The sequence below is a fragment of the Flavobacterium olei genome (assembly GCF_039749035.1).
In the GTDB taxonomy this organism is placed as follows: Bacteria; Bacteroidota; Bacteroidia; order Flavobacteriales; family Flavobacteriaceae; genus Flavobacterium; species Flavobacterium olei.
Genome location: NZ_JBDKWC010000007.1, coordinates 186656 through 213587, shown reverse-complemented (window position 1 = coordinate 213587; position 26932 = coordinate 186656). Strand labels below are relative to the sequence as shown.

Here is a 26932-nt window from a genome sequence, read left to right as displayed (position 1 = left end):
AAAACCAATTATCTCGGAATTTCTACTGCTTCAATAATTTGTCTGATAATTTCAGAACTGGTCAAACCTTCCATTTCACGCTCCGGTGTTACAATCACACGATGTTGTAAAACTGGGATCGCAGCTTCTTTAATGTCTTCAGGAGTAACAAAATCACGCCCACGAATGGCCGCAAAACCTTTAGATGCATTCAAAATCGCAATAGAGGCACGAGGCGAAGCTCCTAAATATAAAAAGGCATTTTCGCGTGTGTTTACTACAATTCGGGCAATATACTCCAGTAAATTTTGTTCTACTCTGATTTGTTTGACCAAATTTTGATATTCCTTAATTTCATCAGATGAAAGAATCGTTTTTATAGCATCCAGTTTTCCATGATCCTGTAAAGAATGTTCTCTCTGAAGAATCATAATTTCTTCATTCAGTTTTGGATAATCAATTGTAATTTTAAAAAGAAAACGGTCCAATTGCGCTTCCGGTAAACGGTACGTTCCTTCCTGCTCGATTGGATTCTGCGTTGCAATAACCAAAAATGGCGCTTCCAGTTGGTACGCAGAGCCATCGATAGTAATCTGACGTTCTTCCATAACTTCAAAAAGTGCTGCCTGTGTCTTTGCCGGCGCACGATTGATTTCATCAATTAAAATCAAATTGGAGAAGACAGGTCCTTTTTTAAACTCAAATTCTGAATTTTTCAGATTAAAAATCGAAGTTCCTAAAATATCAGAAGGCATTAAATCAGGGGTAAACTGAATTCTGCTGAAACCAATATTTAGCGTTTTAGACAATAATTTGGCGGTAATGGTTTTGGCTACTCCCGGAACTCCTTCCAGAAGAACGTGTCCGTTAGACAAAATAGCAACCAAAAGCTGATCTACCATTTTATGCTGCCCGACAATTACAGTTTCGATTTCTTTTTTAATCGTGTTTACGTGATCTAAAAGCGGTCCTAAATTAATTCTCGTTTCAAAATTCACATTTTCGTTTGTGATTTCGTTTGATGTTGTATTATTATCGTCCATAATTGGGTAAGTTTAATAGTTTTGCCTCAGATTTAAATTAATTTTCAAGTTAATCGCGAGCAATATTTTTAGTTAGTGTAAAATCTTTTCAATTGCTGTGTTAATCCGGATCAGATCTTCTTCCAGACTGCCATGATAGGTACTTCGATGTTCATTTATTAAACGAACCAGTTCGCGAATGTCTTTTTCATCTTTTCCTGTTTTAAAATGCAGTTTAGTTATAAAATCGTCATCGAGTTTAGCTGTATCAATCAAATAATCGGTTCTTATTTTCTCTAAAAAATAGATGATTTTTTTGTCGATTATATTGGTGTGGTCGCCTTCCTGATAGTATAAATTACCAATTGTTTTAGTAAAATCGACCGTTAAATTTTCTAATGGTTTTATAATGGGTACAATTCGCTGTTTTCGTTTGGCGTTAAAAATCATAAAAATAAAAATTCCAATCAAGCCTAAGTACCATGCCGATTTCAGCGCGGGCTGACTAAAGATATAGCGCAGCGGTGAATTTGAAATTCTTTTATCATTAAGCGGTTTATTGTGCCACAAAACAGTTCCTTCGGGAATATAAGAAAGTACGTTTTCAGCATATTGGAAGTGATCTTTCTGAAGTAAATTATAATTGGTAAAAGCTACCGGCTGTGTGTGCAGATAGAGATAACCATTTTTATACGGAACTTTAATAAAATTAACCTGTCGCTTATTTTTACCACTTGTCTGATAACCTAAAACTTTGGTATTAAGAGTATCAATTTTAGAAAAATAATCGCTTATACCATTTTTAAAAGTATATTTTTTAGGACTTACTTTTTTATTGGCCATCCAGACTAAAACTTTTTCAGAGGGCATAAAATCTGTTTTCAGCTCAATTTTAAGAGAATCCAACAAGACTCTCGGAAATCCTCTCATACTTAAAAAAGCGTTATTTCCGTGAGATACAAAATATAAAATTTCTTTCATAGATTGATCGTCAATGGTGTTTGCTTCAGAGATATTTATAAAAGTACCTTTAACTCTGTACGTTTCTACGCCTTCAGTTTCGTCGTATTGCGCATCTAAATATTCGTACGGAGTCTGTGTCGAAATTCGTTCTATTTTTTGATTGCTGAAAAGCCTGTCTGCTTCATGATCAAAAATGTACAACCCAAACGGAATCTTATCTTCAACAGAATAAGTTGGTGTCCAGTCAATAGGTTTTGGTTTTCCCTTGTCTGCGAGCAGCGTAATTCCGAGAATTAAAACCAGGACAGCAATGTATATTTTAACTTTATTATCCATTGCCAAATGTTTTTAGAGCTTTTTTAAATCTGTTTTCTGTTTTGCTGAATGTGGTATAGTTAATCTCAAATTCGCCGTACCAGATATAATTATACAAATAAGAAAGGTATGTAAACTCTTCTTTATGAGTCTGTTGCTGTAATTCGTAAACATAATCGGAATTTGTTTTTTCAATATCCCAATTAATATAATTATGCTGCGCCATTGTTTTTAAAAGCCATAAATAATAATAACGGACAGCAATTCTTTTTTCGCCGGCTTCGATGCTTTCTATAATTAATTTTTCGAAATTCAGGAGATGGATATTTTTTTCATCATCAGAATAAAACAGCGTTTTTTTATGAGCATTTTTTCCAAAAATCCATCTTCCTTCTTGTTTGGTAAGGGCTCTGGCAATAAAGTAGATGATAATAACAACCACCAAAACGGCTAAAATTCGAAACAGGATTCCCAGAAAATTCAATGAATTATTGACACTGCTAAAATTGAATAAATTAAAAAGTTTTCGCGCAAGCCATTCTTTAAAGTTATCCCACCAGCTTTTTTCCGGTTCTTTAAATTCGTAGACAAATTCTTTTCCCTTATATTTTTTTCTGAAATTTTTCTCAAAATGTCTTGCTTCGACTGTTTCAGAATCGATCTGAATATCCTTTTCGGTATACTTAACAGAGGAAACAGGAGGTGGATCCTGTGTAGCCAAAGTGTCCTGAGCATTTGCCATACCCAGAGAGAAAAGAAAATATAAAAAAATAAAAATTCTATTCATTACTATGGTCTCCAATTAAATCAATTGTATTCGATTCTGCTTTATTTCCGGATTCTAAACTATAGTAAATCATTCCCTGATTGATGATGATAATGTTGTTGAGGACATTACTAATTACAATAAATACAAGTACAATAACGGTTACAAATGCAATTAATAAGGGTGAAGGATCTATTGACTCAACGTGATTCTGATCAGAAGTTCCCATTAAAGAGGCAAGAAATATAAATATACCCACAAAGTAAAAAAACATTGTTGTGGCTGCCTGGACAAACTGCATAATCAGCATCATAATAAAAGAAGTACCCACTGTATTCCAGAAATCTATTTTTATTAAGTAATAAGAATGTCTCAGCGATTCAAAAAAACGTTTTTCATCTGTGAGATAACTATAAAAACAAAGGTTTAAATAGGTAAAACAAGTGGGCAGGCCGATCATTAATAATGGAATACCAATAATGATGAAACACAGAAGAAACAGGACAATTAACAGTATCATTAATACCGGAAGAATTATAAAAACAAATCCGATGGTAAACTTTATCAGTTTAAAAAGATGCTTTGTAAACTCTGCCAAAACCGTATTCAGTAGAAAATTCTTTTTTCCGGTGCTTAGCATTTTTAAATACAAAACCGGATACGAATAATTGAACAGCGATAAGAGGAGAAAGAGAAAAAAGCAAATAAATATCAGGAGAAAAACCAGTCCTTCATTATTATTAAAGTAACTCAGAAAATCCTCTTTTGAGATATTATTTTCAAAACCTGATGTCTTTAAAAGTTCAAAATTAATTTTAATTAAAAAATAAATTATGATACCGAAAAGAAGCAAAAAAGCACCATTAATAATGAAAAAAATCTTCAGAAAGTTTTTTCCATAATTTTTAAAAAATAAAAAAGTGTCTCCCAGATTGTCACTGAGTTGGCGTTTTTTATATAGCTCAAACATTATAAACTAATTTGTTTTGAAGTTATTTTTTTATGAACAATAAAAGGATAAATCAAATAGTAAAACGAAATTATACCAAGAGTTACCAAAATAATCAAACTGCTCAGCCAATTGGGCATGTCAATTGAGTATCTTGTAATGAAACCTTCTAAAAATCCGGCGCTTATTGTGAAAGGAAAAGTACTTAAAAATATTTTAAAACTATTCTTAAAACCGATTTTAAAGGAATTTATTCTCGAAAACGTTTTGGGAAACAAAATAGAAGCGCCCAAAATAAAGCCAGCAGTAGTTTCGATTACAATTGCAAAAATTTCCATGGAACCGTGAATCCATATTCCTCTGACACTTTTCCAGAAAACGCCCTGCTCGTAGAAAAAATACTGAAAAGACCCAAGCATAATACAGTTTTGCAGAAAGACATAAAAAGTTCCGATTCCCGCAAAAATGCCATAAAAATAACACTTGGCACCCACAAAAAGATTGTTTACGGTAATACCAATAAAACTTCCCCAATTGCTTCCAGAACCGTAGACAGCCATCGGATTGCCTTTTTTAATGTTCTCTAAAGTCATATTGACATAATCGTCTCCTAAAATAAGACGCACAAAATCACGGTCATAACGGGCAGAAAGTACGCCGATTGAAACCGTAATAAAAAATAAAACAAAGGCATAAGCCAAATACCTTTTGTATTCGTAAACTAACAAAGGCACTTCGGTTTTAAAAAATTCTACAACCTGGTTCTGGTCCGTGCGCTTGGTTTTATAAATTTTTTGATAAATCTGAGAAGCAAGATGATTTAAGTATACAACCGTTTTACTTTTAGGGTAATACGTTTGGGCATACGACAAATCATTCATCATTTGAATGTACAAATTTGCTAATTCATCAGGATTTTTTTTAGCTTTACCGAAAATTGCCAGCTCAAACTCGAGCCATTTTTCTTTATTTTGTTTTATAAAAGCGATTTCTCTCATTGTTGGCTAAAATATAAAATATGTCAGAATTATCTATTAATACGACGCAAAATGTCAAAATAAATTTTATTGCCGCTTCTTTAGGTGAAAGACTAGGCGCTTTCTTTATCGATCTTGTTATTATAATCTGTTATGTTACAGCCATTTCTGTAGTGGTGTTTGACTGGTTAGGGCTAGAGCGTTTGATGTATAATTTAGACGGCTGGTCAAAAGGGGCCATCTATTTAGTACTTTATACACCGATTATAGTGTATTCTTTGGTTTTGGAAAGTGTTTTTGAAGGTCAGTCGCTTGGAAAAAAACTGGTAAAAATTAAAGTAGTTAAGATAGACGGCTATCAGGCAGGTTTTGGTGATTATTTAATTCGTTGGTTTTTTAGGGTAATCGACTTTTTCAGCCTTTTCGGACTCCCGGGAATGATTGCCGTAATTACAAGTCAGAAATCACAGCGTCTTGGAGACATGGCGGCGGGAACGGCGGTAATTACTTTAAAGAATAAAATTAATATCAGTCATACGATTTTAGAAGAAATCGGAGAAGCTTATGTGCCCACTTATCCATTGGTAATCAAACTTTCAGACAATGATATGCGAATTATCAAAGAAACGTATCAAAAGGCCGAAGCCAAAAACGATCATGAAATTATCTATAAACTGGTAGCAAAAATCGAAAGTGTAACCGGAATAAAGAATCAATCCGGTAATAACAGCGATTTTGTTCGCGTCATTTTAAAAGATTATAACTTTTACACTCAGAATATGTAATTTATTGATATTAAATTGAAATTTAACTAAGGATTTTAATACTAAATTTTTTATATTTAACTGATTTTTAGTTAGTATTTCCGAATTTAGTTTTAGAGCCATGAAAGATAAAAAGCCGTTACTCGTCGTATTACTGTTTTTTGCAGTCATTTTTAGTTTCGCTCAGGGCGGAAAAAAATTAGACAAAATTATAAAAAGAGATTATCAGGTTATTGAAGGTACCATTTCAAAAATGTCCGATCAGACCGTAGAATATTCACTTCCGGGAGAGACAATGGTCATTTCGCTTGACGTTTCGAAAATCGCAAGAATTGAATTTGCCAGCGGAAGATCACAAACTTTTGAGGTTGCTGCAAATAGTTCCCAGACAAGTTCGGGTCAAAATATAGTGGCTGCAGATATGAAAACAAATACAATAGCTGTTCTGCCAGTTCCTTACGTTAATTCTGACACTCAGGAAAGTTCTGAAGATATGGCAAAATTTGCCCAGAACGATATGTATAATAAACTGCTGGATAAATCGGCAAATATTTTTCCTCTCACAGTCCAGGATTTAAGAACTACCAATAGTTTGCTTCATAAAGCCGGAATTGATCATGAAAATATTGACGAAACGCCCATAGAAGATCTCGAAAAAATACTTGGAGTTGATAATATTATAGCAGCCAAAATTTCGTTTACAATGTCAACCGCTTCAACTGCGACCACTTACAATAGCGGCACCTCAAAAGTGGATAAAAACAAAGTGAAAACAAACGATATTTCTACTACAACCGCTAATAATCAAATGTATTATTACTATACTGTTTATTTTGATATGTATAAGAACAAGAACAAAATCTATTCGCAGACCCGTAAACCGTTTTTGGCAGTAAAAGACAGCTGGATGGAATCGGTAACATATTTATTGAAGAGAAGCCCGATATATGTAAAAAAATAACAACCAAAATTAATTGTAGTTGTTGAAGGTTGAGGAGTTGAAATTGCTTTTAAATAGTGCTTTTTATAATTTTGAAATCCGCATTGCTATTGGAATTCCCTTACAACTTTGTAACTTTGGCCCCTGGAGGATAATAAATTTGCAGCAGGAAGTTTAATAGATTACAACCTCAGAACCTTAGCAACATAAAAGAATGTTTCACTTACTGGATATTATCGGGACAATGGCGTTTGCTATGTCCGGCGCTTTAACTGCAATGCATAAAAAACTGGATCCGTTTGGGGTTTTTATAATTGCATTTGTCACAGCAGTTGGCGGAGGAACACTGCGTGACGTTCTTATAGGAAGGACTCCCGTTGGCTGGATGCGCGACATGCAATACGTATATGTGATTATTTTAGGTTTTTTTCTTGCTATACTTTTCAGAAAAAGATTTGACAAACTTCGGACATCGCTTTTTTTATTTGATACTATTGGTTTAGGTGTTTTCACGCTGATCGGACTGGAACGAGGGCTTTTAACCGGACTTCATCCTGTAATTTGCATTGCGCTGGGAACAATGACAGCCTGCTTTGGCGGTGTTATTCGTGATATTTTATGTAATGAAATACCTAATGTTTTTAAAGAAGAAATTTACGCCACCATCTGTATTTTGGGCGGATTAGTTTTTTTTAGTCTAAGAAAACTTAATTTAAATGATGATGTTTTATATCTTGTGACTTCATTAGTAATTATCGTAGTCCGGTTACTGGCGGTAAAATACAAATGGCATCTCAAAGCATTTGATCATAAGTAACAGTATATGACAAAATTAACCATTAAAAAATACGATTACAACGATTTTAAAGTTTGGAACGATTTTGTCGCTCAGGCCAAAAATGCCACTTTCTTATTTCATCGTGATTTTATGGAATATCACAAAGATCGCTTTGAAGATTTTTCGCTTTTAATTTATAATCAGGAAAAACTTGTTGCGATTCTGCCGGCCAGTAAGAAAGCAGATTCGGTTTATTCACATCAGGGACTTACGTACGGCGGATTGGTTTTTTTACCAAAATTAAAAGTTGAAAATGTAGAAGTGATTTTGGATGAAATTTTGCTTTTTTTGAAAGAAAATAAAGTACAAACTTTTTATTATAAGCCAATTCCGGATTTTTATTTTTCGGAAGGAAATAAAGAAGCAGAATTTTTTTTATTAAAAAAAGGAGCCGTTTTAGAACGAAAAGAAATGAATCTGGCAGTGAATCTAAACGTGCCTTTAAGAATTTCAAAAAGCAAATTAAAACACTTTAGAAGAATAGAAAACCTGGATCTCGATATTGTCGAAGAAGATGATTTCAATCCTTTTTGGGAAAAAATTTTAGAACCAAGATTACTCGAAAAGTTTGCTGTAAAACCGGTACATTCCATCAATGAAATTACGTTTTTAAAATCTAAATTTCCTCAAAATATCAAACAATATTCCGCATATAGAAATGATGAAATTATTGCCGGAATTACCATTTTTGAAACACAAAATGTTGTAAAATCACAATATGGAGCCACTTCTAAAACAGGCGAGCAATTTCGGGCCCTTGACTTTTTGTTCATTAATCTAATTCAGCAATACAAGCAAAAAGGAAAGCATTTTTTCGATATGGGAATTGTCGATGAAAATAATCAACAGGGATATAATTCCGGACTTTTACAACAAAAAGAAGAATTGGGCTGTTCAGTATACGGTCAGGATTTTTATAAAATTGAAATAAAGTGATTCCATTTTTAGACCTAAAAAAAATAAACGAACCGTATGAAACTGCTTTTCAGGAAAAACTGAAATTAGTTCTGGAAAACGGTTGGTACATTTTAGGAAAAGAAGTAGAAACATTTGAAAAAGCTTTCGCGGCCTTTAATCAGTCCAAATATTGCATTGGAACTGGAAATGGTTTTGATGCCCTAGTCCTGATTTTTAAAGGATATATGGAGCTTGGAAAACTACAGACAGGTGACGAAGTTATCATTCCGGCCAATACCTATATCGCCAGTATATTAGCAGTTTTACAAGCCGGTTTAGTACCGGTTTTAGTTGAGCCAAGAATAGAAACGTACAATATAAATCCGGATTTAATAGAAGACAAAATCACTTCAAAAACAAAAGCCATTTTGGCTGTTCATTTGTACGGACAACTGGCAGAAATGGATAAAATAACTGAGATTTCGCTAAAAAATGATTTCATAATTGTAGAGGATTGTGCACAAGCTCATGGTGTAGAAAATTTTAAATTCGAAATTTCAAATTTCAAATTCCAAAATACGGAATCTGATTCGGCTGTCACTCTGAGCAAAGTCGAAAATCTTTCACATGCCTCTGCTTACAGTTTTTATCCAGGAAAAAATCTTGGGTGTCTTGGCGACGGCGGTGCTGTCACAACAAACGATCCCGAACTGGCAAAAGTGATTATTTCTCTTCGAAACTACGGTTCAAACAAAAAGTATTACAATGAGTATATGGGCGTCAATTCGAGATTGGACGAATTACAAGCTGGTTTTTTAAATCTAAAATTGCCAAATTTAAATTCAGACAATCAAAAAAGAAGAGCAGTTGCAAAACGCTATTTATCAGAAATTAAAAATGATAAAATAATCCTTCCATTTTGGGATTTTTCCAACAATCATGTTTTTCACTTGTTTGTAATACGAACAGAAAACAGAAACAAGTTACAAGAATATCTAGTACAGAATAGTATTGAGACCGTCATACATTATCCGGTTCCTCCACATAAACAGAAGGCATTTTCGGACACAAATCCGGGATGGAATAATATATCATTTCCAATAACAGAAAAAATTCATAATGAAGTGTTGAGTTTACCCATAAGTCCGGTTTTAACAGATGCTGAAGTCGATTTTATTATTGAAATTTTAAATCGATACTAATTGAATTTTTATAAAAAAATAATTCAGACAAGTTTGTTTAAGATTACTTCCTTAAACAGTTTTAGCGTTGTATTGAAAATTGGTACCGGCTTAATTACATCCAAAATGTTAGCTGTATTCGTTGGTCCGGCAGGGATGGCGCTGGTTGGAAATCTTCGGAATTTTTTAACTTCACTGGAAAATATTTCTACCTTAGGTTTTCAAAACGGAATTGTAAAATATACGGCAGAAAATGAAAAAAATCAGACTGAATTTCAAAAAATTGTTTCTACCGTTTTTCTTAGTTTATTATTTATTGCTCTGATTTTAAGTGCCATTTTATTTTTTACAGCTTCATTTTGGAGCAAAGAAATCTTCGGCAGCAATGAATACCAAATTGTTTTTAAAGTGCTGGCATTGAGTCTGCCATTTTATGCAATATCGATTTTTTTAACGGCTGTCATAAATGGTTTAGGAAAATTTAAAAAAGTAATCTGGCTCAATATTGTGGGAAATAGTATCGGGCTGCTCATCTCTATAGTACTGATTTTAAACTTCAAAACAACTGGCGCTTTGCTGGCAATTGTAATTGCACCGGCTTTGTTGTCTATTATTACTTTTTATCTGGTTCAGAAAGAGATTGAATTACTGCAAGTCATTAAAATCAGGTTATTCGATTATAAAATACTAAAAAATCTTTCCTCGTATTCTTTAATGGCATTGGTTTCATCAGTTCTTGGACCGTTTGTATTTCTCGCAATTCGAAATAACATTATTCAAAACCTAGGAGTCGAACAGGCAGGATATTGGGAAACCATGACGCGAATTTCCGGGTATTATTTACTATTTGTCACCACGATTTTAAGCGTTTACTTTTTACCGAAATTAACCAAAGCAGTAAGTTATAAGGAAACCAAAAGTATTTTTTGGCAGTATTATAAATTCATTTTACCCATTTTTGGCTTAAGCTTAACGGTGCTCTACTTTGCGAGATTTTTTGTTGTCGAACTTCTTTTTACCAAAGAGTTTCTGCCGGTTGCAGATTTGTTTTTTTGGCAGTTTTTGGGAGATATTTTTAAAGTTTGTGCCCTAATTTTAGGGTATAATTTTTTTGCTAAAAAACTCACTTCAGCGTTCCTTTTTACTGAATTATTTTCCCTGATGGTTTTGTATTTTTCTACTTTGTATGCTGTTAATTTATTTGAATTAGAAGGTGTTGTACTGGCTTATGCGTTTCAGAATTTTATATACCTGCTGGTTTTGTCAGTTTACTTCAGAAAAAGTTTAATTTAGTTTTTATTCCATTTTTGAATATACCTTTCTGCAATTTCTTTATAATGATGATGTTCTTCAATAAAAGCTCTGGCACGTTTGCTTATTGCTATAATTTCATGGGGGTTTTCAATTAAAAAAGACAATTGATCTGCCAGATAATCGACATTTGGCAAAGCATTTATACACACTTTTTCAGTAAGGTTATAAAAGGACATAAATTCCGCTTCTGCACCTGTAAAAACAACTTTTCCTTTGGCCATTGCTTCAAGCGCATTATATCCCTGATCGTATGCATAAATCATGTCCAATACGATGTGGCATCGGTTATAAGAATTAATATATTCCGAATACGGAACACTTCGAACTGTAATTATTTCAATTTTAGAATCGTATTTTGCTTTAATTATTTCTAACGCCTTTTCAAAGTAATCATTTCCTTTTTTTAAATAGTTGTGGTTATTTATTCCATGGAAAATGATGATTTTATCCGAAATATTAATCGGTTGAAATTCCAGTTTATCGATATTAACAGGATTCGGAATCATTCCTAGATATTTTGAATTTCCCTGCAAAGGAAGATGATAATCTAAATCTGAAGCAATTATTCCGTTGCTGTTTTTATAAATAAACTGATGTAAATTTAAAAACGCTTTTTCGCGGAATTTCAAAACATTGCCAAAAGATTTTTTATCGATTTTTCTGCTTAGATATAACGGAATAACAGATTTAAAATCAGGATTTTCAAAACAATATTTCACATTCAGGTAATCATAACCCGAGCTTAATAAAAACAATTTTTTATTGTTTTTATTAAGGTGCAAAATGATCTTTTTTTCGAAGTAAGGAGTACAGTAAAAACTATTTTCGTTTATTAATTGCACCACATCAAAACCGGAACATTGCTTTTTAAATTTCAAAAACTGTCTATAAGTTAAATAGGAGCTTATATCAAAATGAGAAATTTTATAAACCGCAATTTTTAGTTTCTTAAGAAAACCCGAATCCCATTTTTTATAAATAGAAAAATCAACAGGAAAATTTTTAAAACCGTCGTTCTGACCAATAATAAAAACTTCATGTCCTAAAGCCAGTAAACCATCTTTTAAAGAATTGTGCAAATGGCTGAATTCGCCTACCAATAAAACTTTCATTTATGTGTATATTTGACAAATATATTTACTTTTTTGGTTTAAAAACATGAATAAAAGGAAAGTTGCCATCGTTTCAAATTCTCTGGGAAAAGGAGGAGCAGAACGTTTTGCCGCTTTATTGACTTTTATGCTGGAGGATTCCGGTTTTGATGTGCATTCTATTATTGTAAACGATGTTGTAGATTATTCATATACAGGAAGATTGTATTATTTGGAAAAAGAGAGCTCGGGATTTTTATCTGTTTTCAGAAAGCTTAAAAAAGGAATATTACTGCATAATTATTTAGTCGAAAATAATGTCCAAATTGTAATAGATAGCAGATCGAGAAACGTGCTTTTGCGAGAACTAATTACAAAGTTTATTTATCGAAATACAAAAACACACTATGTTATTCATAGTTATAATTTTCAAAACTACTTTCCTTCTTCTAAATTCTGGGCGCGATTTTTATATCAAAATGCTGAAGCTTTAATTTGTGTTTCAAAAGCGATTGAAGAAAAAGCAAATCGTTTGTACCAATTTCAAAATACTGTTACGATTTATAATCCTTTTTTTATTGCTGAAAATGAATTGAAAACGGAAATTCAGGAAGACCAAAAAGTGATTTTGTATTTTGGCAGATTTGATGAAAAAGTAAAAAATTTTACGTTAATGCTGGAAGCATTTTCTTTGTCGAAAGTGTATGAGAAAGGATACCGGCTCCATCTTTTAGGAACCGGAAATGATTTAAATTTCATTCAGCAAAAAATAAAAGAGTTAGATTTGATTAATTACGTGCAGATTTTTCCTTTTAAAGAAAATCCTTTTAACGAAGTTCGTCGGGCGAAATTTACGATTTTAACAAGTCGGTTTGAAGGTTTTCCACTTTCGGTTGTAGAATCTTTAGCAGTTGGAACGCCTGTAATTGCAGTTGATTGCAATTCCGGACCGCGGGAAATTATTCAAAATGAGTTTAATGGTTTGTTAGTCGAAAATCATAATACTAACGCTTTAGCGAAAGCAATAAACCGATTGGCAAACGAGGAAGAATTGTATCATTTTTGCAAAAATAATGCTGCTGAGAGCGTAAAACATTTGTCTTTAAATACCATTTCAGAACAATGGAAAAATCTTTTAACCCGTCCAAAATGACCACAATTTCAGATGTTCAATTAATTGAAATTCCTAAAATTCACGATCGACGCGGAAATCTTTCTGTTATTGAAGGAGAAACGATTCCGTTTGTTTCCAAAAGGGTATATTATTTGTACGATGTTCCCAGCGGCAGCAAAAGGGGCGGGCACGCACACAAAAAACAACAGGAATTGCTGATCGCTTTAAGCGGAAGTTTTGATGTGATTTTAAAAGACGGAAAAAATACAAAAACCGTGACTTTAAATAAACCAAATGTCGGTTTGCTGATTGTTTCCGGAATTTGGCGTGAACTTAAAAATTTCTCCTCCGGAAGCGTTTGCCTAGTTTTGTCTTCTGCTGAATTTAGTGAAGAAGACTACATTCGCGAATTCAAAAAATATAAATTATTTAAAGACCGAGGAACCAATTCCGATATTGGCTAAAAAGGTTTTAAAAGAGATTAAAACGTTCAATGCAAATGCGGGAAGACGTAATAAAAGTCTTTTTTTGAATCCTAACTCGGCCAAATCAATTGGATTGGAATATTTATAAAAAAGTTCTCTTTCTCCGGCTAATTTGCTTTTTACAGCAAGTGAAAAACGATTTAAATCTAAGAACTTTTTTAAATCGGGATTTGTTTTTTCAGCACTTTCAAATTTCGATAAATCTATTTTCTCATTTATGAAATTCGTGTTTTTCGAAAGACTTTTTGAATCGAAAACGTAGCGCGCTAAAATTTTCCAGGAAAAAACAACAGAATAAACCAGTCCAATTCTAATCCATAAATCGGTATCCTGACCACTTTTTATTTTAGTGTCGAAATTCCCAATTTCATCAAAAACAGATTGATGAAAAACTGCGCACGAGGTACAAATAATGGTCTCTTTCATGCTGGCTTTAAAATAATTTACGACTTCAAATGCTTTATTTGATTTTGGAATTGAATATTCTGCGGGAATAATTTTCTTAGAAGTTTCTATCTCAATTGCACCCGAGAAAACCTTTTGATTGGGGATTTTTGAAATAAGATCATACATCGTTTCTAAAAACGTCGGATACCAAAAATCATCGGCATCCAGAAAAGTTATAAAATCTGTATTTGCTTTTTCAATTCCGAAATTTCTGGCTGTAGAAGCGCCTTCATTTGGTTTGGCAAAATAATTAATTCTCGAATCTTTAAACTGCAGTACTTTTTCTTCGCTTTTATCTGTAGATCCGTCATTTACCACAATGATTTCAAAATCCTGAAAAGTCTGATCCAGAATACTCCGCATCGTTTTTTCGATGAAATTTTCTTTGTTGTAAAGTGGGATAATTATCGAAAAAAAAGCCATTTATTTTGATTTTAAAGAACAGAAAAAGCCCAATTTATAAATGTCAAAAAGAAAAAGTGATGGTTTTCCTGAAAGTAGATTCCGTTCGATTTTCTTTTGGAATTTTTTAAAAGTAAAATTAAAAAAAGAAACCAATTTTAGATTTTTTAATAATTCAAAAGAAGCAATAATTTTACTTTCTTTTTTTGAGATTTTTTTTGAAGCAACTAAGAAAGCGAGATTTTGTAAGGCGGTTTTGGTCTTATTCAAAAATAAACCGGAATCTTCCAAATTAAAATGAAAAACAGGATTTTCAATATGTTTAATTTCAATTTTATTTGACTTTAGCACAGCAAAAAAAAGTAAATCTTCATAACCATATTTCGTCAGATTTTCATCAAAAGGAAAACGGATAACAATTTCTTTTTTGATGAGTAAATTTGAAACTAAAGCGGTGTTTGTAGGGTTTTTAATTCGATCAGACCAACTTAAAGCTTCTCTTTTTTGACCGTAAAACCATCTTAATAATTGTTCTTTTGGAGGTTTTTTATATTCATACAAAAGTCCGCCAAAAACAACTTTATTATTTATTTCTGAAATGTAATTCGAAATAAAATTATCGTGAACCGGAATTACATCCGCATCCAGAAAGAGCAGATTATCATAAACTGCTTTCTGGGCCAATAAATTTCGGATGGCACTTCGCCCGATATTTTTTTCTAAAATAGAATAGGAAGTATTTTTGAATAGGTTAATTCTTTGGTTTTCAACTACAAAATCCTGAGAAGCATCGTCTAAACAAATGATTTCAAAAGGAATATTGCATTTTAAAGCTTGTATGTATAATTTTTCTACAAGCGGAAAAATATCATAATTGTAAACCGGAATTAAAATCGAAAGCATTACACACTTTTTTGCACCACTTCGAAGATCCTTTCGTCTTCACATTTTAAAGTTTTAGAAGGGAATTTCATCAATAAAGCATAATCGTGTGTTGCCATGATAACTGTTTTTCCGGCAGCATTAATCGCTTTTAGAACTTCTAAAACCTCAGAACTTGTCTGTGGATCAAGGTTTCCGGTTGGTTCATCTGCAAGGATAAATTCAGGATCATTTAAAAGTGCTCTTGCGATTGCAACACGTTGTTGTTCTCCTCCGGAAAGCTGGTGCGGCATTTTGTTTACAAAATCTTTCATTCCGACTTTATTCAGAACTTCGTCAATTTTTTGCTCCATGGCATCTTTTTCAGTCCAGCCGGTTGCTCTCAAAACAAAAAGCATATTGTCTTTTATAGAACGGTCCGGGAGTAATTTGAAATCCTGAAATACGATACCGATTTTACGTCTCAAAAACGGAATGTCATTTTCTTTGATCGTTGCCAAATCAAATTCTACGATATGTCCTTCACCTTCAACTAGTGGTAAATCAGCATATAAAGTTTTTAGGAAACTACTTTTTCCAGAACCGGTTTTTCCGATGATATAGATAAATTCACCGTGATTTACGTCCAGATTAATATGAGATATAATTTTTCTTCCTTCTTGATATATAGTGACTTCTTTAAGAGACAGTACGGTTTGTGACATAATAAATTGATTTGAATGGTAAAAGTAATAAGATAACGTTTGGATTCAAAATAAATTTGAATCAATTCTTAAGAAAAACTTTAAAAAATTAAACACTGTAAATAATGTGACTTCATTTGGTAAAAATGCATTAACAGATTTAAAGTTCGGATAGCTGGCCAGATGACTTATATGGTTTTAAAATTTTGCTTTGAGGTTTTGAGAACCAATATTTTGAGATTGTTATGTTAAAAAAATACTGCATTTTAATTTTTTAGAGATAATAAAAGCTTGAAACGTTTCGTTATAAATCGTATAAAAATGATACATTTGAATACTAAATATTATAAAAATGCGTAAACTTTCCGGGTTCTTTTTATTCCATATATTCCTTTTTTCAACTCTAATTTCGGCACAAAAATCAACTATATACACTTACGATTTAAAGGAATTTGACAAAGCACTGGCTTTATACAACGACAAACAATATGCGTCGGCCCAGCTTATTTTTGAGCATGTAAAAAATACGGAAGATCCTGCAATTACAGAGGAAGTAAAATCTGACTGTGCATTTTATATTGCCAATTGCGCAATTAGAACCAATAAAGCAAATGCCGATGCTTTGGTAGAAAATTTTGTAAACGATTATCCGACAAGTACAAAGCAAAATCAGGCTTATATAGAGGCAGCACAATATTTTTTCGAACAGGGCAATTACCCAAAAGCATTAATGTGGTTTGATAAAGTCGATGAAAGCTACATGAGCAAATCTGAGTCTGATAAGTTTAACTTTATGAAAGGTTACAGCTATTTTAATGCTAAAAAGAAAAAAGAAGCAACCAATTATTTTAATAAAGTAGTTAATTCTAAAGAATACGGTTCGCAGGCCAAATATTATTTAGGTTTCATGGCTTATGAAGGTGATGATTATAAAGCAGCTACCAAATACTTTGATGAAGTTTCCGGAGAAGAAAAATACAAGGAAAAGTTATCGTACTATCAGGCTGACATGAATTTCAAACTGGGAAATTTTCAAAAAGCAATTGATTTAGGGCAGCAGGCGATGGGTAAATCTAACGAAATTGAAAAATCTGAACTTAATAAAATTATTGGGGAAAGTTATTTTAACTTAAAACAATACGGAAAAGCAATTCCGTATCTGGAGCAATATTCGGGCAAAAAAGGGAAGTGGAGCAACACCGATTTTTATCAGTTAGGCTATGCTTATTATGAGCAGAAAAACTACGAAAAAGCAATTTCACAATTCAATAAAATCATTGAAGGAAGAGATTTTGTGGCGCAAAATGCTTATTATCATTTAGGTTTGAGTTACTTAAATATCGGCAAGAAACAAGAAGCGCTGAATGCTTTTAAAAATGCTTCTGAAATGGATTTTAATGCACAAATTCAGGAAGATGCCGCTTTAAATTACGCAAAGCTTAGTTACGATATTGGAAATGCTTATCAGGCCGTTCCCGGAATTTTACTGGATTTCCTTAAAAAATATCCAAATAATTCAAGCCGTGCAGAGGTAGAGAAATTATTGGTAGATTCTTATATTTCTTCTAAAAACTATAAAGAAGCTTTGGTTTTATTAGAAAAAAACAGATCGGCAGAAAACAAAGCCGCTTATCAAAAAGTGCTTTTTTACAGAGGTTTGGAATTGTACAACGAATCGAATTATCAGGAAGCCGGTAAAATGTTTAAAAGTGCTGTCAGCGAGCAAAAAACACCTGAATTTACAGCGCGTGCAACTTTCTGGAAAGCAGAAACAGAATATCTGAATGACGATATGCAGAATGCATTATTAACGTACAAACAATTTGCCGGAATGCCCGCTGCAAAATCTACAGACGAATATAAAAACATTAACTATAATATTGGTTACACGTATTTTAAACTAAAGGAATACGATCAGGCGGCAAATTCTTTTCAGGCGCAGATCGATAATTCGCCTTCAGATAAGGTACACTTAAATGATTCTTACCTGCGTTTGGGTGATTGTCGTTTTGTGACTTCAAAATACAGCGCCGCAAACGAAGCTTACGCAAAAGCAATTGCTGCAAAAGGTGTTGATGCCGATTATGCGCAATTTCAAAAAGCACTTTCTTACGGATTTATGTCTAATAACACGAAAAAAATCGATGAATTGACGAATTTTATTCAGATGTATAAAAAATCGTCTTATCGTGATGACGCTTTGTTCGAGTTAGGAAATACGTATGTTGCGGAGAAGAAAAACGATCAGGCTATTAAAACTTACGATCAGTTAATTTCTGAATTTAATAACGGATCATTTACTGCCAAAGCAATTTTGAAGCAAGGTTTAATTTATTACAATTCAGATCGTGATACTCAGGCTCTGACCAAGTTTAAAAAAGTTGCAGCAGAATTCCCTAAAACTCCTGAAGCATTAGAAGCAGTTTCTACTGCAAGATTAATTTATGTTGATTCCGGAAAAGTAGATGAGTATGCTACATGGGTTCGAACACTTGATTTCGTTTCTGTAACCGATGCAGAATTGGATAATGATACATACGACGCAGCATTTAAACAATATAGCCAAAATAACAGCAAAACGGCGATTACCGGTTTTGCAGGTTATGTGAGCAAATTCCCGAACGGACTTCACGCGCTTGAGGCAAATTTCTATCTGGCACAATTAACGTATGCTGAAGGTTCTGAGACTAAATCGGTTGCCAATTATCAATATGTGATCGATCAGCCAAGAAATGAATTTACAGAACAGGCTTTAAACAGACTGGCTCAGATTTATTTAAAAGCAAAAGATTGTGATAAAGCAATTCCGGTATTAGTTCGTCTGGAGAGTGAAGCCGATTATCCTCAGAATAAAACTTTCGCTCAGGCGAATTTGATGAAATGTTATTATGACAAAAAAGATTATGACAATTCTGTCATAGCCGCAGATAAGGTTTTAGAAAATCCAAAATCGGATGCCGGAGTAAAAGCCGATGCGCAAATTATTGTAGCACGTGCCGCAATGCAAACCGGAAATGAAGATAAAGCAAAAACAGCGTATGCAAAACTGGCGGCCAATTCTAAAGGGGAATTAGCTGCAGAAGCATTGTATTATGATGCATATTTTAAAACGAAAGAAGGAAAATTTGAAGCCTCAAATACAGCAGTCCAAAAATTGGCGAAAAGTTATTCTGCCTACAAATATTATGGAGCAAAAGGTTTGGTTTTAATGGCTAAAAACTTTTACGGTCTGAAAGACAGCTATCAGGCTACTTATATTCTGGATAACGTAATTAACAATTTTACAGATTATCCTGATGTAGTGGAGGAAGCCAAAAAAGAATTAAGTGCTATAAAATCTGAAGAAGCAAAAACAAATTCGTCGATTAATAAGTAGGAAGAGAGGAAGAGAAGCAAGAGGCAAGAAGAAAGATTAAAAGTTTCTTTGCTCCTTGGTTCTATTTTCTAAAAAAGAAAAAATATGAGTTTACCTTTTTATATAGTTGATGTTTTTGCTGACAGAAAATATGCCGGGAACCAACTGGCGGTTTTTTTGGATGCTGAACATTTAAGTTCGGATGAAATGCAGCAGATGGCACGCGAGATGAATTTCGCAGAAAGCACATTTGTTACATGTCTGGACAAGCAAAATAATAAAGCAGAAATAAGAATTTTTACTCCGGCTAATGAAATGCAGTTTGCGGGTCATCCTATTATTGGAACCTCATGGGTTCTGATGAATAAGGTCTTCGAAAATTCGCCTCAGGAAATAAAACTGGAAGTTCCGATAGGACCAATTGCAATTCATCAGACAGAAGATTTGATTTGGTTAAAAGCCGCACAGCCCAAATTTTGGGATGTTTTTGCAAAAGAAGATTTTCCTTCTTTCAGTAATTTAACTATCGATGATTTTGACAATCAATACCTCATTCAGGAAGTTACCACCGGAAGTGCGTTTGTAATTGTGCCTCTGAACAGTAAAAGAGCTTTGGGAAATTTAGTTTTAGATAAAGATAAAACTGATCAATGGTTAAAACAGCATTGCAAAACCAATCATCGTGGACTGTATTTTTATAGTTTGGAGAATTCGCAACTTAGCACCAGAATGTTGTGTGTAGAAAACAATCAATTAGTTGAAGATGCTGCCACGGGAAGTGCCAGTACTTGTCTGCAGGCCTATTTGTTGAAATACCATTCTGTTGAAATAGAATTGATCAATCATCAGGGAGATTATATAAATCGTCCTTCTCAAATTTATTTTAAAGGAAAAATAGAAAATGATCAGTTTGATATTACAATTGGAGGAAAAGCTCAATTTGTTGCCAAAGGCGAGTGGGAAGGCTGAGTGAGAAAATAGAACCAAGAGTATAGAAGCAAGAAGCAAGAAGAAGATAAAGAGAACAATTAAGAATTTTAGAAATAGAATAAAGAGTTAAGAAAAAGAAAGAGTAAAAGTAAGAAGAACAGAGAGAAATCTATTTTCTTGCTTCTTGCCTCTATTCTCTTAAAAAAAAATAAATATGAAATTAAACTGCCGACATAAAATTATTATAGTGTTAGTATTATTTGCTGCTCAGTTTTCGTTTGCACAAAAGAAAAATGAAAGTATCGGAACTGAAACAGTCAACGTTGTAAAGCCTTATTCGCCAACTATTTCAGATGCATTTAAAGTGAAAGAAACACCCTCGCTTGACGATAGTGGAAATCAGGCTAAGGAAGTGATAAAATACAGTATATTATCTGTTCCCGTGGCATCGACTTTTACACCGTCTAAAGGAAAAGCGGAAGGTGTTGAAAAAGCAAAAAAGGAAAGACTTTTTAATAATTATGCGACTGTTGGTCTTGGAAATTACAGTACATTAAACGCAGAATTGTTTGTTAACCAGGATTTGGGTAATAATGATTATGTTGCTGGAATGTTTCGTCATCATTCTTCTCAGGGAGGAATTAAGGATGTAGAGTTAAATGATGAATTCTACGATACTTCGATCAATGTGGGTTATGGACAAAATAACAGAGATGCCGCGTGGGGAGTAGATCTGGGGTATCAAAACCAAATTTATAATTGGTATGGACTTCCTGCAAATTTTGGTTCTACAATTCCGGGCCAACGTTATGATCTTATAAACAGCATTAGCCCGGATCATTCTTACAATACAATTTCAATTGGTGGAAATGCAGAGTTTAACGAAAGTATTTTTAGTAAACTTTCTGCACGATTTACGCATTTTTCAGACAGTTATTCATCTTCTGAAAACAGATTTTATATCAAGCCAACTTTTACGGTTGACGTAATGGATCAGGCAATTAAAACAAACGTTATTGTAGATCATGTAAGCGGTTCTTTTAAAAACAATTATGCTCAGGATAATGTCGATCGCCTAAAATACAGTTTTACAAATGTAGGAATCGAACCAAGTTTTGTAATTAATGAAAATGAATGGACATTAGAATTAGGTGCAGGAGTTTTTTACAGTGCAGACTCTGAAAACAGCGGAAATAAATTTTATATCTATCCAAAAGTGAATGCTTCCTATAAATTAGTTGGCGATCTGATGATTTTCTACACCGGGGTAAATGGAGGTCTGAATCAGAATTCGTATGCAGATTTTGTAAATGATAATCCGTTTTTATCTCCAACTTTAAATATGCGGCCGTCCAGCACGCAGTATAATGTTTTTGCAGGTTTAAAAGGAAAATTAGCCAATAATGTAAATTATAATCTGACCGGTTCTTATATGAACGAAAAAGATAAAGCGTTATTTAAAGCTAATGATTATACAGAAGTAGTTACAAATGAAGATTATGCTTTCGGAAATTCTTTTGGTGTCGTATACGAAGACATTAGAACTTTCCGTTTTTATGGGGAATTAAAAGCTGATTTTTCTGAAAATGTAACTTTTGGAATCAATGGAACTTTCAACAGTTACAATACAGATAATAATATTGAAGCCTGGAATCTGCCAACAATGAAATTGAGTTCTACCCTGGATGTTAATTTCACTAAACAATGGTATGCAGGAGTAAATGTTTTTTATGTTGGAGAGAGAAAAGACATGCAGTCTAATTTAAATTTAGGAATACACCCAGTTGTAACAACGCTTAAAAGCTATTTGGATGCTAATGCACATTTAGGATATAAATTTAATGAGCGTCTGACCTTTTTCTTAAAAGCAAATAATATTGGAAATCAGGCTTACCAAAAATGGCTGAATTATCCGGTTCAGGGATTCCAGATTTTAGGAGGAGCCAATTATAAATTTGATTTTTAAATAGAGCCACACAGGCACCAGGGCACAAAGATCTTTTTAAAGGAATGTGCCTTTTTTTTCAGCCATGGACTCATGAATTTTTTGGAGTAGATTCGTGAATTCATGGCTGTTTTTTTATGAAATAAAGAAAAAACCTTTGCATCTTTGTGTCTCAGAACCTTAGTATCTCAAAAACAAATGACTTTTAAAGAAAAAATATATTCCCACTACAGCTTAATGGTTCAGGACCGTATCGATGTTTTTAAAGATATGATTACAAACTTAACCGAAGATTCTAAAAATGACGCAAAAGGTTCGGCTGGCGACAAACACGAAACAGCTTTGTCTATGATGCATATTGAGCAGGAAAAATTGACCAATAAACTTAAAGAAGCAATTGAGCAGAAAAGTATTTTAGATAAAATCGATCCGCTTAAAACAACTGAAAATATTGTTTTAGGAAGTTTAGTAAAGGCAAACGAAATCAACTTATATGTAAGTGTGGCATTGCCAAAAATTTCCATTGACGGAATAAATGTTATTGCGCTATCTCCACAATCTCCGTTAGGAAATCATTTAATGGGAAATAAGGTTGGTTTTGAGTTTGATATAAATAAGACACATTACATGATTGAAAGTGTGGAATAACATTCAGCGCTATCAGTTTTATAACTTAAAAAGCTGCACTTTTAATTTCTGTGAAATGACAATTATCTATTAAAAGCTTTATATAAAATACAATTCCAAAACACCTTCTATTCCCCTCTTTGAAAATCTTTCAATTATAATTGAAAAACTCAAAAATTAGTTTAAAAACTGTTCTAAAACTTTCAATTTTAAAGTGGTTTTTGGCTCAAAATTAAAATTTTCAAGTTTACTACTCTTTTTGTTGTCAAAATTTTACATTTTGTATGTAAAATTAGATTTATGGTTTCAAATTGTAATTGAAATGTATATTTGTATTTCTCAATTGTAACTAATACTTCATCTTTGCCTTATCAAATTAAAAATTACAAATAAAAATATAGAATATTATGTGTGGAATTGTATGTGCCTTTGATCTAAAACAAAAAGCCGAAGCGTTAAGACCTCAAGTATTAGAAATGTCAAAAATCATTCGTCACCGCGGACCGGACTGGAGCGGAATTTACAGTAATGATAAAGCAATTCTTTCGCATGAGCGTTTGGCAATTGTAGATCCGGCTTCAGGAAAACAGCCTTTATTTACAGAAGACAAAAAATTGGTTTTGGCTGCAAATGGAGAAATCTACAACCACAGAGAATTACGTAAACAATTTGAAGGAAAATATAACTTTCAGACAGAAAGTGACTGCGAGGTTATTTTAGCATTATATCAGGAAAAAGGACCTCATTTTGTTGACGAAATGAACGGAATTTTCGGATTTGCAATTTATGATGTTGATAAAGATGAATATTTTGTAGCACGTGATCACATGGGAATTATTCCATTGTACATTGGCTGGGATGAGCACGGGACTTTTTATGTAGCTTCAGAATTAAAAGCTCTGGAAGGTTACTGTACAAAAATAGAATTGTTTCCTCCGGGACATTATTTATCAAGTAAGGATGGAGAATTTGTACAATGGTACAAAAGAGACTGGACAGAGTATGATGCTGTAAAAGATAACGAAACCAGTATTCCTGAAATCAAAAAAGCATTAGAAGCAGCGGTTCACAGACAGTTAATGAGTGATGTTCCTTATGGAGTTTTACTTTCCGGAGGTTTAGACTCTTCTATTACTTCGGCTGTAGCCAAAAAATTTGCGCAAAAACGTATTGAGTCAGATGATACTACAGATGCGTGGTACCCACAATTGCACTCTTTTTCTGTTGGTTTAGAAGGTTCTCCTGACTTAGCGGCAGCAAGAAAAGTAGCAGATCATATCGGAACGATTCACCACGAAATTAAATTCACAATTCAGGAAGGTTTAGATGCAGTTCGTGATGTTATTTACAACTTAGAAACGTATGATGTAACGACAGTAAGAGCTTCTACGCCGATGTGGCTGATGGCCAGAGTGATTAAATCAATGGGAATTAAGATGGTTCTTTCTGGTGAAGGTGCAGATGAATTGTTTGGAGGTTATTTATATTTCCATAAAGCGCCAAACGCAAGAGAATTTCACGAAGAAAACGTTCGTAAATTAGGCAAACTTCATATGTACGATTGTTTACGTGCCAACAAAAGTTTAGCAGCATGGGGAATTGAAGGTCGTGTACCGTTCTTAGATAAAGAATTTATGGATGTTGCCATGCGCATTAATCCTCAGGATAAAATGATTAACAAAGAACATCCAATGGAAAAATGGGTTGTTCGCAAGGCTTTTGAAGATATGCTTCCGGAAAGTGTGGCCTGGAGACAAAAAGAACAGTTTTCTGATGGAGTAGGATACAGCTGGATTGATACTTTGAAAGAAGTTGTAGCCAGAGAAGTTTCAGATGAGCAACTGGCAAATGCGAGATTTAAATTTCCGTTGCAAACGCCAACTTCAAAAGAGGAATATTATTATCGTTCTATTTTTACAGAACATTTCCCAAGTGATGCAGCAGCTTTATGCGTGCCTCAGGAAGCAAGTGTGGCTTGTAGTACAAAAATTGCACTGGAGTGGGATGAGGCTTTCAAAAATATGAATGATCCTTCCGGAAGAGCAGTTGCGAGCGTGCATGACGACGCTTACGCGAAAGCATAATGTGAGTTAATTTTTAGAATTAGTATATATTTATTTCCAGAAAAACGTTCTCAGACCGAGAGCGTTTTTCTCGTCTTAAGAATTTAATTTTTTTTACTTTTAGATTGTTATAATTTATTTTTAGAATGGGTTTCACTTTCTTTTAATATATTTGACCTCTGCAGTATTATAGTTAAATTCTTAATCTTTTAGTGAATTTAATAATGGAAAGCGAAAATTAATATTTAGATTTGCTTTCAATGAAAAATTTTAATGTTTTTTTAATGTTCAATTTAGCATTGTGCACTCATTAACATATAATAAAAAAGAGTATTATGTCTGGATTATTGGCCGTAATTGGTAAAGGAAAAGACCCACAACTTGTAAAAGAACTTTCTGAAAGAATGTCGCATCGTGGTCCTGATGAAAGAGATATTCATATAATGGAAAATGGCAGTGTACTTTGCCATGAAAGTTTGTCTATTATTGATCTTAATTCCGGAAAGCAGCCTATTCAGGGAAGCGACAAAGCGTGGATGGTTCATGATGGAGAAATTTATAATTATCAGGAGCTTAAAAACACAGTTTTAAAACATCATACTTTTAGAACAGCATCAGATTCAGAAGTAATTGTGCATCTATACGAAGAATTTGGTTATGATTTCTGTAACAAACTGGATGGAGATTTTGCCTTCGTGGTCATTGAAGGTGATAAGTACATCGCAGGACGTGATCCAATTGGCGTAAAACCTTTATATTATGGTCTGGATGAAAGAGGAAGAATCTATTTTTCTTCTGAAATGAAGTCTATCGCAGATCAGTGCAAATCATTTTCAACTTTTCCTCCGGGACATTATTATACCGCTAAAACCGGCTTTGTAAAATATTACCATCCGGAATATGAAGATCATAAAAATGCAAATCAGCCTCTCGATTTAGAATTAATACGCGAAAGTTTAATAAAAGCAACGAGTAAACGTTTACTGGCAAATGTACCTTTGGGAGTAGTTATGTCAGGTGGTTTGGATACATCTTTAATTTCTGCTATAACCTCGAGATTATTGAAAAAAGACGGTCAAAAATTACATTCATTTTCTATCGGACTTGATGCTGATGCTCCGGATAATATGGCAGCCAGAAAAGCTGCAGCTTTCTTAGGAACTGAACATCATGAAATTCATTTCACAGTAGAAGAGGGTGTTAAGGTTTTAGAAAAAGTGATTTATCATATTGAAACTTACGATATTATTTCGGTAAGATCAGGTGTTCCGATGTATTTGCTTTCCAAAGCAATTGCAGATCAGGGAATAAAAGTGATTTTATCGGGTGAAGGTGCAGATGAAATTTTTGGAGGGCACTTGTATTTTAGAAATGCACCTTCAGAAGAGGAATTTCAGGACGAAACAATCGAAAGGGTTCAGAAGCTTTTTACGGCCGATTTACTTCGTGCAGATAAAACCACTATGGCTAATGGTTTAGAAGTTCGTATTCCGTTTTTGGATACCGAATTTTTAGACGTTGCCATTCGAATCAAAACTCAGGAAAAACAGCCGAAAAACTACGATGGTGTTGAAAAATATATTTTAAGAAAAGCATTTGATACGCCTGAAAATCCTTATCTGCCGGCGGAAGTATTATGGCGTCAGAAAGAGCAGTTTTCTGATGGAGTGGGTTATAAATGGGTAGATGAACTGATTGAATATTGTTCCTCTCAGGTAACAGACGAACAGCTGGCCGGAGCAAATGCAGAATTTCCATATAATTCTCCAACCACAAAAGAGGCGTATTTATACCGATCAATTTTTCATAAATATTATCCACAAGTCAGCGCGGCACAAACAGTCCGTAAATGGATTCCGAAATGGCAGGAAAACCTTGATCCGAGCGGAAGAGCAAATGCAGCTCACCTGAAAGGTAATTTTGAAAGTATAAAAACAGGTGTTACGGTTTAAAAGACATACCAAATATTCTTTCCAAAAGCTTCGGAATCAGATTTAAATTTG

General features: G+C 33.5%; 23 protein-coding genes. 14 read left to right on the top strand and 9 right to left on the bottom strand.

Features of this window, described 5'->3' with window-relative positions; genetic code table 11:
• Positions 1-8: 8 nt before the first annotated feature.
• From ABEB31_RS18840 to ABEB31_RS18820, 5 genes are all read right to left on the bottom strand, one after another.
• Positions 9-1022, bottom strand: coding sequence for an AAA family ATPase (locus ABEB31_RS18840; protein WP_347053208.1), 1014 nt, complete (start codon positions 1020-1022; stop codon positions 9-11).
• 72 nt (positions 1023-1094) lie between these two features.
• Positions 1095-2300, bottom strand: coding sequence for a DUF4350 domain-containing protein (locus tag ABEB31_RS18835; RefSeq protein WP_347053207.1), 1206 nt, complete (start codon positions 2298-2300; stop codon positions 1095-1097).
• Complete coding sequence (locus ABEB31_RS18830; protein WP_347053206.1) at positions 2293-3066, bottom strand: DUF4129 domain-containing protein; 774 nt, start codon at positions 3064-3066, stop codon at positions 2293-2295. The genes ABEB31_RS18835 and ABEB31_RS18830 overlap by 8 nt, the downstream gene beginning before the upstream one ends.
• Entirely contained in the window at positions 3059-3685 is a 627-nt protein-coding gene (locus ABEB31_RS18825) for a hypothetical protein (protein ID WP_347053205.1), read from the bottom strand. The genes ABEB31_RS18830 and ABEB31_RS18825 overlap by 8 nt, the downstream gene beginning before the upstream one ends.
• 329 nt (positions 3686-4014) lie before the next feature.
• On the bottom strand, positions 4015-4992 hold the full coding sequence (locus ABEB31_RS18820; protein ID WP_347053204.1) for a stage II sporulation protein M: 978 nt from the start codon (positions 4990-4992) through the stop codon (positions 4015-4017).
• A 20-nt stretch (positions 4993-5012) separates the two neighbouring features.
• Between ABEB31_RS18820 and ABEB31_RS18815 the strand changes: the two genes are divergently transcribed.
• From ABEB31_RS18815 to ABEB31_RS18790, 6 genes are all read left to right on the top strand, one after another.
• Positions 5013-5756, top strand: coding sequence for an RDD family protein (locus ABEB31_RS18815; protein ID WP_347053203.1), 744 nt, complete (start codon positions 5013-5015; stop codon positions 5754-5756).
• Between the two features lie 100 nt (positions 5757-5856).
• A complete protein-coding gene (locus ABEB31_RS18810) occupies positions 5857-6696 on the top strand; it encodes a hypothetical protein (protein WP_347053202.1) in 840 nt (279 codons plus the stop codon).
• A 193-nt stretch (positions 6697-6889) separates the two neighbouring features.
• Positions 6890-7492, top strand: a complete 603-nt coding sequence (locus tag ABEB31_RS18805) for a trimeric intracellular cation channel family protein (RefSeq protein WP_347053201.1) — start codon at positions 6890-6892, stop codon at positions 7490-7492.
• A gap of 6 nt (positions 7493-7498) precedes the next feature.
• Positions 7499-8449: a FemAB family protein gene (locus ABEB31_RS18800; protein ID WP_347053200.1), complete on the top strand. Its 951-nt coding sequence runs from the start codon at positions 7499-7501 to the stop codon at positions 8447-8449.
• Positions 8446-9612, top strand: a complete 1167-nt coding sequence (locus tag ABEB31_RS18795) for a DegT/DnrJ/EryC1/StrS family aminotransferase (RefSeq protein ID WP_347053199.1) — start codon at positions 8446-8448, stop codon at positions 9610-9612. Before ABEB31_RS18800 ends, ABEB31_RS18795 begins: the two co-directional genes overlap by 4 nt.
• On the top strand, positions 9613-10884 hold the full coding sequence (locus tag ABEB31_RS18790; protein ID WP_347053198.1) for an O-antigen translocase: 1272 nt from the start codon (positions 9613-9615) through the stop codon (positions 10882-10884). It begins immediately after the preceding gene.
• Here ABEB31_RS18790 and ABEB31_RS18785 read toward each other — a convergent pair.
• Positions 10881-12017, bottom strand: coding sequence for a glycosyltransferase (locus ABEB31_RS18785; RefSeq protein WP_347053197.1), 1137 nt, complete (start codon positions 12015-12017; stop codon positions 10881-10883). The two genes, ABEB31_RS18790 and ABEB31_RS18785, sit on opposite strands and share 4 nt — an antisense overlap.
• Positions 12018-12063: 46 nt before the next feature.
• Between ABEB31_RS18785 and ABEB31_RS18780 the strand changes: the two genes are divergently transcribed.
• A complete protein-coding gene (locus ABEB31_RS18780; protein ID WP_347053196.1) occupies positions 12064-13149 on the top strand; it encodes a glycosyltransferase in 1086 nt (361 codons plus the stop codon).
• On the top strand, positions 13146-13574 hold the full coding sequence (locus ABEB31_RS18775) for a sugar 3,4-ketoisomerase (protein WP_347053195.1): 429 nt from the start codon (positions 13146-13148) through the stop codon (positions 13572-13574). Before ABEB31_RS18780 ends, ABEB31_RS18775 begins: the two co-directional genes overlap by 4 nt.
• Here the strand turns inward: ABEB31_RS18775 and ABEB31_RS18770 are convergent.
• From ABEB31_RS18770 to ABEB31_RS18760, 3 genes are read right to left on the bottom strand one after another with little or no spacing between them, the layout of a single operon-like run.
• On the bottom strand, positions 13536-14465 hold the full coding sequence (locus ABEB31_RS18770; RefSeq protein ID WP_347053194.1) for a glycosyltransferase family 2 protein: 930 nt from the start codon (positions 14463-14465) through the stop codon (positions 13536-13538). The genes ABEB31_RS18775 and ABEB31_RS18770 overlap by 39 nt on opposite strands.
• Entirely contained in the window at positions 14466-15347 is an 882-nt protein-coding gene (locus tag ABEB31_RS18765; RefSeq protein ID WP_347053193.1) for a glycosyltransferase family 2 protein, read from the bottom strand.
• The gene (locus ABEB31_RS18760) at positions 15347-16030 is read right to left on the bottom strand and encodes a cell division ATP-binding protein FtsE (protein ID WP_347053192.1); all 684 of its coding nucleotides are present in this window, start codon (positions 16028-16030) and stop codon (positions 15347-15349) included. Before ABEB31_RS18760 ends, ABEB31_RS18765 begins: the two co-directional genes overlap by 1 nt.
• Before the next feature lie 331 nt (positions 16031-16361).
• On the opposite strand from ABEB31_RS18760, the gene ABEB31_RS18755 reads away from it, so the two are divergent.
• The 6 genes from ABEB31_RS18755 (at position 16362) to asnB (ABEB31_RS18730) (ending at position 26881) form a co-directional block, all read left to right on the top strand.
• Positions 16362-19385, top strand: coding sequence for a tetratricopeptide repeat protein (locus ABEB31_RS18755; RefSeq protein WP_347053191.1), 3024 nt, complete (start codon positions 16362-16364; stop codon positions 19383-19385).
• Positions 19386-19469: 84 nt separating this feature from the next.
• The gene (locus ABEB31_RS18750) at positions 19470-20333 is read left to right on the top strand and encodes a PhzF family phenazine biosynthesis protein (RefSeq protein WP_347053190.1); all 864 of its coding nucleotides are present in this window, start codon (positions 19470-19472) and stop codon (positions 20331-20333) included.
• A 175-nt stretch (positions 20334-20508) separates the two neighbouring features.
• The gene (locus tag ABEB31_RS18745; RefSeq protein WP_347053189.1) at positions 20509-22260 is read left to right on the top strand and encodes a TonB-dependent receptor; all 1752 of its coding nucleotides are present in this window, start codon (positions 20509-20511) and stop codon (positions 22258-22260) included.
• Positions 22261-22437: 177 nt separating this feature from the next.
• The gene (locus ABEB31_RS18740; RefSeq protein WP_347053188.1) at positions 22438-22887 is read left to right on the top strand and encodes a hypothetical protein; all 450 of its coding nucleotides are present in this window, start codon (positions 22438-22440) and stop codon (positions 22885-22887) included.
• A gap of 386 nt (positions 22888-23273) precedes the next feature.
• The gene (asnB, locus tag ABEB31_RS18735) at positions 23274-24950 is read left to right on the top strand and encodes an asparagine synthase B (RefSeq protein WP_347053187.1); all 1677 of its coding nucleotides are present in this window, start codon (positions 23274-23276) and stop codon (positions 24948-24950) included.
• A 314-nt stretch (positions 24951-25264) separates the two neighbouring features.
• Positions 25265-26881 (top strand): asparagine synthase B, encoded by a 1617-nt coding sequence (gene asnB / locus ABEB31_RS18730; protein ID WP_347053186.1) that lies wholly within the window; start codon positions 25265-25267, stop codon positions 26879-26881.
• Positions 26882-26932 lie beyond the last annotated feature (51 nt).

Coding starts and splice junctions, on each gene's coding strand:
- ABEB31_RS18840 (WP_347053208.1), bottom strand. CDS start 1,022: ATGGACGATAATAATACAACATCAAACGAAATCACAAACGAAAATGTG.
- ABEB31_RS18835 (WP_347053207.1), bottom strand. CDS start 2,300: ATGGATAATAAAGTTAAAATATACATTGCTGTCCTGGTTTTAATTCTC.
- ABEB31_RS18830 (WP_347053206.1), bottom strand. CDS start 3,066: ATGAATAGAATTTTTATTTTTTTATATTTTCTTTTCTCTCTGGGTATG.
- ABEB31_RS18825 (WP_347053205.1), bottom strand. CDS start 3,685: ATGCTAAGCACCGGAAAAAAGAATTTTCTACTGAATACGGTTTTGGCA.
- ABEB31_RS18820 (WP_347053204.1), bottom strand. CDS start 4,992: ATGAGAGAAATCGCTTTTATAAAACAAAATAAAGAAAAATGGCTCGAG.
- ABEB31_RS18815 (WP_347053203.1), top strand. CDS start 5,013: ATGTCAGAATTATCTATTAATACGACGCAAAATGTCAAAATAAATTTT.
- ABEB31_RS18810 (WP_347053202.1), top strand. CDS start 5,857: ATGAAAGATAAAAAGCCGTTACTCGTCGTATTACTGTTTTTTGCAGTC.
- ABEB31_RS18805 (WP_347053201.1), top strand. CDS start 6,890: ATGTTTCACTTACTGGATATTATCGGGACAATGGCGTTTGCTATGTCC.
- ABEB31_RS18800 (WP_347053200.1), top strand. CDS start 7,499: ATGACAAAATTAACCATTAAAAAATACGATTACAACGATTTTAAAGTT.
- ABEB31_RS18785 (WP_347053197.1), bottom strand. CDS start 12,017: ATGAAAGTTTTATTGGTAGGCGAATTCAGCCATTTGCACAATTCTTTA.
- ABEB31_RS18780 (WP_347053196.1), top strand. CDS start 12,064: ATGAATAAAAGGAAAGTTGCCATCGTTTCAAATTCTCTGGGAAAAGGA.
- ABEB31_RS18775 (WP_347053195.1), top strand. CDS start 13,146: ATGACCACAATTTCAGATGTTCAATTAATTGAAATTCCTAAAATTCAC.
- ABEB31_RS18770 (WP_347053194.1), bottom strand. CDS start 14,465: ATGGCTTTTTTTTCGATAATTATCCCACTTTACAACAAAGAAAATTTC.
- ABEB31_RS18765 (WP_347053193.1), bottom strand. CDS start 15,347: ATGCTTTCGATTTTAATTCCGGTTTACAATTATGATATTTTTCCGCTT.
- ABEB31_RS18760 (WP_347053192.1), bottom strand. CDS start 16,030: ATGTCACAAACCGTACTGTCTCTTAAAGAAGTCACTATATATCAAGAA.
- ABEB31_RS18755 (WP_347053191.1), top strand. CDS start 16,362: ATGCGTAAACTTTCCGGGTTCTTTTTATTCCATATATTCCTTTTTTCA.
- ABEB31_RS18750 (WP_347053190.1), top strand. CDS start 19,470: ATGAGTTTACCTTTTTATATAGTTGATGTTTTTGCTGACAGAAAATAT.
- ABEB31_RS18745 (WP_347053189.1), top strand. CDS start 20,509: ATGAAATTAAACTGCCGACATAAAATTATTATAGTGTTAGTATTATTT.
- ABEB31_RS18740 (WP_347053188.1), top strand. CDS start 22,438: ATGACTTTTAAAGAAAAAATATATTCCCACTACAGCTTAATGGTTCAG.
- asnB (WP_347053187.1), top strand. CDS start 23,274: ATGTGTGGAATTGTATGTGCCTTTGATCTAAAACAAAAAGCCGAAGCG.
- asnB (WP_347053186.1), top strand. CDS start 25,265: ATGTCTGGATTATTGGCCGTAATTGGTAAAGGAAAAGACCCACAACTT.